This window comes from Pseudomonas sp. 1121_17, assembly GCF_052850745.1.
Genome location: NZ_VXCX01000036.1, coordinates 1 through 462, shown reverse-complemented (window position 1 = coordinate 462; position 462 = coordinate 1). Strand labels below are relative to the sequence as shown.

Genomic DNA, 462 nt, shown 5'->3' with positions numbered 1-462 from the left:
AGGCCGCTCCTTGTATCTCGACTTTCGCTTCCAAAGAAGCGAAAGTTCTCGACTGATCATCGAGGGAAGGTCATGAAGCCGAGCCGCTCCTAGGGCATCGAGCCCGCATTGTAGATGGCGCTCTGACCTTCCAACCCCACTCGACAAGTCCGAACGGTATCTAGTGCCCGCCTCCGGCGTGAGCACGCATTCACAAGGTTGAACAGAGTGCTGGGTGATCGACTTTCGTAGTTTGAAGGAGAGGATCATGTCCATTTTTGTTGGCGTTGATGTTGCCAAAAGATCTTTCGACATTGCCACCACGCTGCCCAACGGGAAGAAGCGCACCAAGGCAAAGCTTCCCAATGATTCCGCAGGGTTTGCCCAGTTCAGCGACTGGCTTGAGCGTCATGCAGGACCCGGAACCTGGATTGTCATGGAGGCCACGGGCACCTATCACGAAGCGCTTGCCGAGCACTGCCA

1 protein-coding gene is annotated in these 462 nt (G+C 55.6%); it reads left to right on the top strand.

Annotated features, from left to right (window positions below):
• Window positions 1–247: 247 nt before the first annotated feature.
• Window positions 248–462 (top strand): IS110 family transposase (locus FW789_RS24305; RefSeq protein WP_446432153.1); only part of this gene is annotated, 215 nt, incomplete at its 3' end.